This window comes from Candidatus Pelagibacter sp. (genome assembly GCF_052049935.1).
Lineage (GTDB): Bacteria > Pseudomonadota > Alphaproteobacteria > Pelagibacterales > Pelagibacteraceae > Pelagibacter.
In genome coordinates this window covers 1-8838 of the sequence record NZ_JBNGZA010000019.1, presented here as the reverse complement: position 1 = coordinate 8838, position 8838 = coordinate 1, and the positions used below count along the sequence as shown (strand labels likewise).

Below are 8838 nucleotides of genomic sequence, written 5' to 3'. Positions count from 1 at the left end.
TATCAAGGCTTACCAATATATTTATTTTTATTATCATCTTATAAAATAAATATATTGGTAAGCCTTGATAATTGCTTCATTAGACATTTTAAAGCTTTGAATTTTTTCTTTTATAAAATTATTAAAATTTAAATTACTAAAATTAGGAAAATGAATAAAATAATCTGTTAAATGAAATGTTGGTATTCCTAATATAGAACTTTCTAAACCAACAGAAGACCAAGAGTTCAAGTTAATATCAGTTTCTAATAATATATTGTAGACAGACATATTATCTTTTGAAGTATTTATTACAACATTAGAAGGTAATTTTTTTAGAGATTTTAGAAGTTTTGATACACTAGAAGTTCTAGAATCTCTAGGGTGTTGTCTTATAATTAAAAAATAATTTTTATTTTTAGAAACAAATTTAATTGTTTTTTTAATAGCCTCCTCCTGAGAAAAAATTAATTTTTTTTCAGGATTTTTATAATGCAATAAGGATGTTCCAGTTACCTCATCATAACTACTTGTTGATAAAAGTATAACTTTTTGTTTTTTATCAATTTTAAAATGATTTTTTACATTTTTATATTCTATTTTTTTTGAATAATTTCTTAAAGCTTTTGATAAAAATGCAAATCTAAAATGATTTAAAGAGTCTTGTAAACCAGAAACATCTATACTTTGATTTTTAATTAATTTCTCGTAATTTTTTTTAATATATTGTTGGCCTTCAAATGTTGAGTTTTTATATAAATGCATATTATTATTTCTTTTTGAATTATTTGGACTGCCATCGACAGTGTATGTTTTACAACCTCTTTTTTTAAAATACTCAACATACAACCTACTAATTGAATATGTTCCATTTTCAGTAATTAGTATATTTGGTTTGAATTTTTTAGTAATTTTATTTAAAGCAACTATATTTATTATAATATTTTCTATAGATAAAAGTATTTTCTTAAATTCGTGATCACTTATATTAAAGTCTTCTCTCCTAAACTTTATAAAGTTTTCGTGAACTGATATTCTACCAACTTTAAACCCTTGATAATCAAATTTCAGAAAATTTTTTTTTGTGATTTTTTTTAAAACTTTCTCAATTTTTGATTTATCATTATCATCAATATAATCCTCTAATAAAAATGATTTCTCATTTGTGTCAAAAAAATTTCTATTTGATTTACATCTAAAGCATATTTGATTTGTTGAATACTTATTGTCATGTGCCATAACAGCAACACAGTTTTTGTTTAACAATGAGTTACAGTGAATTGATCTTATTTCTGAATTATCAAATATTTTTTTTTTTAAAAAAAAATTATTTTTAGCCCAATCAATGATTGTATAATATGGCGAAAAGAAAAGGATTTTATCCATTCAAAAATTTAAAATTATTTTTTTTATTTGATTGCAGAATTATCATATTATTTGCTTGTTGACTAATTTTTGTTCTTAAAATATTAATTTAGCCCTTATCGAAATCAAATGACAAAAACAAACTTTTTATTAATAAATAAATTAATTAAAAATTTTAATATTAGAAAAGGAAGCAATATATATTTGGGTGTTGATATACTGATGTTGGCTAAAATTGTTAACCTGAAATCAAAAGACCTTAAAAATTTTGCAAACCTTTTTATAAATTACATGTTAAGTAAAATTGGAAAAAACGGTACAATTGTTGTTCCAGTTTTTAATTTAGATTGTGTACCACAAAAAAAATTTAACAGAAAAACTAGCAAAGGACAGAGTGGCATGTTTGGAAATCTACTACTAAAAAAAAATTATCACTTAAGAACTAAGCACCCAATGTATTCTTTTTTAGTTTTTGGAAAAAAATCGAATAAATATTTGAAAATAAATAATTCAAATGCTACAGGTAATAATTCATTGTGGAAAAATTTTAATGATGATAATTTTCAACTAGTTACATTAGGTCATCATTACGTTAGATCATTGACACACGTGCATTATCTTGAAAATCTTGTCGGAGTAGATTATCGATTTGTCAAATACTTTGATGTAAATTACTCAGATATAAATGGTAAAAAATTTAAATCAAACTTTTCATTTTATGCAAGAGAACTAGATATGTGTGAATTTTCTAGCATTACAAAAAAATGTGATATGTTATTTTTTAAAAAAAAAATAGCCAAATTTTTCTATTTAGATGGTTTAATTTGTTTTAAATTGAATCTAAAAAATGCTTCAAAAGTAATTATTAAAAGTCTTAAAGCTAAATCAGAAAAACTTGTTTCTTATATCAGAATAGGAGAATTTGAAAAAAATAAAAATGTTTTATGTAATGAAAATGGAATGTTGTATGATTTAGAAAAAAAATATTTATTAAAAAAGAAAATGATATATAAGATTTAAATATGAGTAATGTAGATAAATACGATAAGTGTTTTGTAAAAACATTTTCAGTAAAAAAAGAAAAATTAAAAAAGTTAAAATATAATACAATTCCTAAATGGGATTCTATTGGACATATGTCTTTAATAGGAATGTTGGAAGAAACGTTTAACATCAGTATGGAAATGGATGATATAATAGATTTTAGTTCTTATGAATTTGGAAAAAAAATACTTAAAAAATATAAAGTAATTATTAAATAATGTCTCCCTTCAGTTTGGATGAAAAAGAGCTCTTGCTTTATCAGCCTAATAGACCGCCTTTTCTGATGATTGATTTTGTAAGTGAAGTTTTGCCAGGAAAATTTGCAAATGGATATAAAAACTTAAATGAAGATGAGTGGTATTTTCCCATACATTTTCCTGGAAATCCAAATATGCCAGGAGCACTTCAATTAGAAGCATTAGCTCAGATGCTTACTGTGGCCATTACTACTTTACCAGGATTAAAAGGAAAAGTTACACACGCAATTTCTCACGAAGTAAAGTTCAAAAAAGAGGTAAAGCCAGGAAGAAAATATGAAATTCAAACAAAAATTATCAATTGGAATAGAGGTATTTGCAAAGGTTTAGGTCAAGGTTTTACTGATGGAGAGCTAGCTTGTGAAGCAAAAATGACAATCACTATTCCAGAAATATTAAAATCTTTTTTGCCAAAATAAAAAATTAATAAAAATTTACATTCAACTGAATGCATAAAACGCTAAAAATAATAATCGTAGGTTCGGGAGCGAGCGGTTCTGCTGCTGCATGGAATTTGAGCAATGGATTGTTTAATGTTACCTGTTTTGAACAAGGTCCAGATTTAGAAAAAAAAACATATTCAACAAAAAGAAATGATTGGGAAGTACTTAAACAAAAAAAATTTAGTCCAAATCCAAATATTAGAAAATTAAAACATGATTATCTAATCGATGACAAAAGATCTCCTATTTCAATAGCTAATTTTAATGCCGTTGGAGGTTCTACTTTGTTGTATAATTGTCATTTCCCAAGATTTCACCAATCAGATTTTAAAACAAAAACTCTAGATAGTGTTGGGGAAGATTGGCCAATTTCATATAAAGATTTAGAAAAATATTATAAAGCTAACGAAAAATTAATGAATGTTCGTGGTTTAGATGGTGATCCAGTTTATCCAGATATAAACCATCTAAAATCAAATATCCCGTTAGGTCAGGTAGGAATAAAAATTGCAAAAGGATTTAATAAATTAAAGTGGCATTGGTGGCCATCTTATAGTGCATACTTTAATAAAAGTGGTGATAACTTAAACTTTCATAAATCAACCGTTAAAGAAACTTATTTAAAAAAAGCAATAAAAAATGGAATAAAAATAAAAAAAAACTCTTTAGTAACTAAAATAATACTAGACTCAAATAATCTAGCAAAGGGAGTTTTTTATATTAACTCAAAAGGAGAGAGAAAATTTGAGAAAGCAGATATTGTAATATTAGCTGCAGGTGGAATAGGAACTCCAAGAATTCTTTTAAATTCAAAGAATAAAAATTTTCCAAATGGTTTGGCGAATTCTTCTAAGCTAGTTGGTAAAAATTTAATGCTTCATCCCTTAGGCTATGTTGAAGGAAAATTTAAGAAATATATTGCATCTAATGTAGGACCTGAAGGTTGCTGTCTAGCATCTCATCAATTTTATGAAACAAAAAAAGATAGAAATTTTAAAAGAGGCTACTCTATGCAAATTTTAAGAGGGGCTGGTCCTCTTGATACAATATTAAATTTAAAGAAATTTAAAAAAATGGAATTTGGGAGAAATTTTCATAAAATTTTTTATGATTATTTTGGTAAAACAGCCGGCATTGCAATTATCTGTGAAGATTTACCAGATAAAAAAAATTTTGTAGAACTTGATAAAAGCCCTCAATCTCAAAAAAAAATTATGCCAGATGTAAGTATTAATTATTCTCTAAGTAATAATACAAAAAATATGATGAAGCATGGATTAAATAATGCAAAAAAAATATTAATTAATGCAGGTGCTAAAATCTCTTTTGGTTATGGACCTGTGAGAAACACAGGTTGGCATATAATGGGCACAGCAAAAATGGGAAACAATCCAAACAAATCAGTCGTAAACAAGTTTGGTCAATGTCATGATATAAAAAATGTTTTTATTGTTGATAGTAGTATCTTTGTTACTTCTGGAGGTGTTAATTGTATGTCAACGATCCAAGCATTATCTTTGTACATTACAAATAATTTGAAATTATATTTTAATAATTTGGTAGGTAAAAATGTTAAGTCTTAAAGAACAAAAAATTTTTATAAAAAAAATAATTGATAAAATGATACCGAATAATAAGCTTTACAAAATGCCAGCTGCCTCAAAGGTAATAAACTTCAATATTTTTTTTAATCAAATTAGAGAAAACACGTTTGTTATAAAAGAATTTAAAAAGATAAATAGAATAGATAAAGATCAACTTATTTTAAGTAACCGAAGTTCAATTTTAAATAATAGTGTTATAGAAAATGAAATTAGCACAGAATTATTAGAAAATTATTTTTCATCAAAAAAAATTTTAAAAATATTAGATGAAAAATCCAAAAAAATATCATTTGGAAAAAAAAAAGATAAACTAGAAGAAAAAAAATTAACCAAATATATAAAAAAAATATATAAAATTTAATGAAATTTAAAAACAAAACGATTTTTATAAGTGGCGTTAATCGTGGCCTAGGTAAATCAATTTTAGAAAAATTTTTAAAAGAGGGAGCAAATATAATTTGCACTGTAAGAAAAAAAAATAAAAAATTTTCTGAGTATTTAAGAAATTTAAGATTAATCTATAAAAACAAAATACAAGTATTATATTTAGATTTTGAAAATAAAGATAAATTAATTTTAGGTTTAAATAAAATTAAAAAAGACTTAACAATAGATATTTTGATTAACAATGCAGGCTATGCGAGCGGTTCAATTTTAGAAATGACTAAAATTGAGGAAATTGAAAAGACCTTTCAAATTAATTTCTTTTCTCAAATGTTAATAATTCAAAAACTACTTATAAATTTAAAAAAATCAAAAAATGCATCAATTATAAATGTCGGTTCGATTTCAAGTTTTTTGAATCATAGAGGTACTATTGCCTATGGTTCTAGTAAAGCTTCATTAACTTTTGCAACTAAAGTAATGGCAAATGAGTTTAAAAGATATAATATTAGAGTGAATGCAATTGCACCAAGCGCAATTAATACTGACATGTTAAAAAAAATGGATAAAAACTCAAAATTAAAACTATTAAAAGATACAAACTTAAAAAAACCACTTTCAATAAAAACAGTCGTTGATAAAGTTATTTTTCTATCTTTATCGAAGTCGAATAAGATTAATGGTAAAATAATAAAAGATTTTTAAAAATGAAAGATTCAAATTTAGAATTAATTAATCTTAGAAAAAAAATGATAAAAACAATTTTAGAGACTAGTTATTATTCGGGCGAATCCTCTCATATAGGTGGAGCTCTTTCTATGGTCGATATTTTAGCAGTATTATATACAAAAATAATTAAGATAGACTTAAAAAATCCAAAAGATAGATTTATTTTAAGCAAAGGTCACGGATTTTTGGGATTATTAAGTATTTTATATCACATGAATATAATTAAGAAAAAGAACTTGATGTCTTTTCAAAGAGATGGCAGTGAAATAATTGCTCACCCAATTGAAAATTCGAAATTAGGAATAGAATCGTCTAATGGAAGTTTAGGACAAGGATTATCTTTCGGAATTGGATTAGCAATAGCATATAAAAAGAAAAATAAAGAAAACTGTATTTATGTCATGTTAGGTGATGGAGAATGTTACGAAGGTTCCATTTGGGAGGCTGCGATCTCAGCAACAGAACTTAAATTAGATAATTTAATAGTAATAGTAGATTGTAATGGATATCAAAATGACGGCGCAATAGGCAATATGATGGATCATTCAAATTTAAAAAAAAAATGGCAAGGTTTTGGATGGAATACAGTAACATGTGATGGGCATAACTTTCAAAAAATAGAAAGAGCATTTAAGGAAAGAAAAAAAAATAAACCCTTAGCTATTATTGCTAAAACAATCAAAGGCCATGGCGTTTCATTTATGGAAAAGAATAACGATTGGCATCATGGAAGATTGACTAAAAAAATTTTTCAAGACTCCATAAAAAAATTATAGAAACTATGAGCAAAAAAAATGACTTAAAAACAGCTCAAAGTTATTCAAGATTTGGACCAAGAGCATTATTTGGTCAGTTCATGCTTGAACTTGCAAAAACAAATAAAAAACTTATGGTTTTATCTGCAGACTTAGGCAGATCCTCTGGACTTGATAGGTTCAAAAAGGAATTTCCAGAAAAATATTTATCAGTTGGAATTTCAGAGCAAAATTTAATTGGCGTTTCAGCAGGTTTAGCAAAGGAAGGGTATAAGGTTTTTGTTACCTCATTTGCACCTTTTTTGTCTATGCGTGCAGTTGAACATGTTAGAATGAATTTAGGTTATATGAAGTTACCTGTAAATTTAGTTGCATTAGGCAGCGGAATTTCGATGGGATTTTTAGGAAATAGTCATTATGGTTTAGAGGATATTTCTATAATGAGATCTATACCAAACATTAATATTTCAAGCCCAGCTGACGGTTTAGAACTAAAAAAAATTCTTTATGATTATTCAAATAATGATAGAGGACCTTCTTATATTAGATTAACTGGAATTCCTGGTAGTCCATATGTTTACGAAAAAAATTATAAATATAAATTTAATAAATTTGTCAATTTAACGAATGGAAAGGATGCACTTATAATATCTACTGGTTCCGTTGTATCCCAAGCTCTAATTGCATCAAAAATTCTTTTAAAAAATAAAATAGGTTGTAGGTTGATAAATTTAAATACTCTTAAACCAATTGATAAAAATATAACCAAAATAATTAAATCTTATAGGCATATTATTACAATAGAAGAGCATTCAATTATTGGAGGTCTTTCTAGTATAGTATCTGATATAATTTCTAAGAATAGTTTTAAAGCAAAATTATTAAATATAGCTTTACCAGATAAATTTGACAAAACAGGAAGCTACAATTTTTTAATTGATTATCATGGATTGTCGGGAAATAAAATTTCAAAAAAAATTTTAAAATTTTTAAAAAAATAAATTAAAAAATTTTTGAATGTTATTTAAAAAATTTAAAGTTAATAAAAAAAAAATTGCATTAATTTCTAGTTCATCAATCTCATTGAGTTATGGAGATTTAGAAAACCAATATAGGATCATAAAAAAAATTATACCTTCATCAAGCTTAATTTTAATGATTACAGAGAACTCGATAGGATCTATTGCTAGCTATACCTCATTAATCAAAAATGATTGTGTAGTACAATTAGTTGATTCAAAAACTAATATTTTTGAAATTCAGAAACTAATCAATTTATATAAGCCTAATTATATATCTTGCTCAAAAATTTGGTATGAAAAGAATAGATTTAACAAATTTCATTTAAAAAATATTTATACTTATTTTGAAAATAATATTTTTAAAACACAATTTACCAAACTAAAAAAAGTTAAAGGTAATATCTCAATATTAATGCCAACTTCAGGTAGTATGGGAAGTAAAAAATATGTAAAAATTTCTAAAGAAAATATTTTCAATAATACAATTTCAATAATTTCTTATTTAAAACTCAACAAACAAAACAGATCTATAACCTCGATGCCTTTTTGTTATAGTTATATGTTGTCAGTTATTAATTCTCACTTAGAAGTTGGTGGTTCAATATTTGTAACAGAAGAAACAATAATCCAATCAAATTTTTGGAAATATTTTAATGAAAATAAAGTAAATAATTTTAATGGTGTTCCTTATCATTATGAAATTTTAATTAAGTTAGGGCTAAAAAAAAAGATTTTTTCAAAAATAAAATTTTTCACACAAGCTGGTGGTAAACTAGATAATTTAAAAACACAAAAAATTTTAAACTTTTGTTTGAAAGAAAAAAAGATATTTTACGTTATGTATGGTCAAACGGAGGCATCTCCAAGAATGTCTTATGTCAACCTAACGGCTTCACCATCAAAAATTGGAAGTATCGGCAAACCAATACCAGGTGGTAATTTTTTTATTATTGATGATGATGGTAAAAAGGTAAAAAAAGAAAATGTTACAGGTGAGTTAGTTTATAAAGGTAAAAATGTAAGTACTGGTTATGCATATAATTATAAAGATTTGTTGAAAAAAAATACAAATAAAAAAATATTAAAGACTGGAGATTTGGCGTTTTATGATAGGGATAAATTTTACTTTATTGCGGGAAGAAGAAGCAGAATAATAAAATTATATGGTAATAGATTTAATTTAGATGATATAGAAGAGAGGTTTTTTAGAAATAAGATTTCTTTAGCATGTATAAATGTAAATGATAATTTAATAC

At 25.0% G+C, this 8838-nt stretch carries 10 protein-coding genes; 9 read left to right on the top strand and 1 reads right to left on the bottom strand.

Features of this window, described 5'->3' with window-relative positions:
* Nucleotides 1–33: 33 nt before the first annotated feature.
* On the bottom strand, nucleotides 34–1365 hold the full coding sequence (locus ACTT90_RS06975; RefSeq protein ID WP_440938050.1) for a hypothetical protein: 1332 nt from the start codon (nucleotides 1363–1365) through the stop codon (nucleotides 34–36).
* Nucleotides 1366–1473: 108 nt separating this feature from the next.
* On the opposite strand from ACTT90_RS06975, the gene ACTT90_RS06970 reads away from it, so the two are divergent.
* The 9 genes from ACTT90_RS06970 to ACTT90_RS06930 all read left to right on the top strand — a co-directional run.
* Nucleotides 1474–2364, top strand: coding sequence for an AAC(3) family N-acetyltransferase (locus ACTT90_RS06970; protein ID WP_440938049.1), 891 nt, complete (start codon nucleotides 1474–1476; stop codon nucleotides 2362–2364).
* 2 nt (nucleotides 2365–2366) lie between these two features.
* The gene (locus ACTT90_RS06965) at nucleotides 2367–2606 is read left to right on the top strand and encodes an acyl carrier protein (protein ID WP_440938048.1); all 240 of its coding nucleotides are present in this window, start codon (nucleotides 2367–2369) and stop codon (nucleotides 2604–2606) included.
* On the top strand, nucleotides 2606–3064 hold the full coding sequence (locus ACTT90_RS06960; RefSeq protein WP_440938047.1) for a 3-hydroxyacyl-ACP dehydratase FabZ family protein: 459 nt from the start codon (nucleotides 2606–2608) through the stop codon (nucleotides 3062–3064). The genes ACTT90_RS06965 and ACTT90_RS06960 overlap by 1 nt, the downstream gene beginning before the upstream one ends.
* Nucleotides 3065–3093: 29 nt before the next feature.
* Nucleotides 3094–4671: a GMC oxidoreductase gene (locus ACTT90_RS06955; RefSeq protein WP_440938046.1), complete on the top strand. Its 1578-nt coding sequence runs from the start codon at nucleotides 3094–3096 to the stop codon at nucleotides 4669–4671.
* Complete coding sequence (locus ACTT90_RS06950) at nucleotides 4658–5053, top strand: hypothetical protein (RefSeq protein WP_440938045.1); 396 nt, start codon at nucleotides 4658–4660, stop codon at nucleotides 5051–5053. The genes ACTT90_RS06955 and ACTT90_RS06950 overlap by 14 nt, the downstream gene beginning before the upstream one ends.
* Nucleotides 5053–5781: an SDR family oxidoreductase gene (locus ACTT90_RS06945; protein ID WP_440938044.1), complete on the top strand. Its 729-nt coding sequence runs from the start codon at nucleotides 5053–5055 to the stop codon at nucleotides 5779–5781. The genes ACTT90_RS06950 and ACTT90_RS06945 overlap by 1 nt, the downstream gene beginning before the upstream one ends.
* 2 nt (nucleotides 5782–5783) lie before the next feature.
* Nucleotides 5784–6581 carry a transketolase gene (locus ACTT90_RS06940; protein WP_440938043.1) on the top strand — a complete coding sequence of 266 codons (798 nt, stop codon included), beginning with the start codon at nucleotides 5784–5786 and terminating at the stop codon, nucleotides 6579–6581.
* A 5-nt stretch (nucleotides 6582–6586) separates the two neighbouring features.
* Nucleotides 6587–7561 carry a transketolase family protein gene (locus ACTT90_RS06935; protein WP_440938042.1) on the top strand — a complete coding sequence of 325 codons (975 nt, stop codon included), beginning with the start codon at nucleotides 6587–6589 and terminating at the stop codon, nucleotides 7559–7561.
* Nucleotides 7562–7577: 16 nt separating this feature from the next.
* Nucleotides 7578–8838: AMP-binding protein (locus tag ACTT90_RS06930; RefSeq protein ID WP_440938041.1), on the top strand; the 1261-nt coding region annotated here is incomplete at its 3' end.

Excerpts from the sequence above, each read along its gene's own strand:
- ACTT90_RS06940 (WP_440938043.1), top strand. The coding sequence starts at position 5,784 with ATGAAAGATTCAAATTTAGAATTAATTAATCTTAGAAAAAAAATGATA.
- ACTT90_RS06975 (WP_440938050.1), bottom strand. The coding sequence starts at position 1,365 with ATGGATAAAATCCTTTTCTTTTCGCCATATTATACAATCATTGATTGG.
- ACTT90_RS06965 (WP_440938048.1), top strand. The coding sequence starts at position 2,367 with ATGAGTAATGTAGATAAATACGATAAGTGTTTTGTAAAAACATTTTCA.
- ACTT90_RS06950 (WP_440938045.1), top strand. The coding sequence starts at position 4,658 with ATGTTAAGTCTTAAAGAACAAAAAATTTTTATAAAAAAAATAATTGAT.
- ACTT90_RS06945 (WP_440938044.1), top strand. The coding sequence starts at position 5,053 with ATGAAATTTAAAAACAAAACGATTTTTATAAGTGGCGTTAATCGTGGC.
- ACTT90_RS06955 (WP_440938046.1), top strand. The coding sequence starts at position 3,094 with ATGCATAAAACGCTAAAAATAATAATCGTAGGTTCGGGAGCGAGCGGT.
- ACTT90_RS06960 (WP_440938047.1), top strand. The coding sequence starts at position 2,606 with ATGTCTCCCTTCAGTTTGGATGAAAAAGAGCTCTTGCTTTATCAGCCT.
- ACTT90_RS06970 (WP_440938049.1), top strand. The coding sequence starts at position 1,474 with ATGACAAAAACAAACTTTTTATTAATAAATAAATTAATTAAAAATTTT.
- ACTT90_RS06935 (WP_440938042.1), top strand. The coding sequence starts at position 6,587 with ATGAGCAAAAAAAATGACTTAAAAACAGCTCAAAGTTATTCAAGATTT.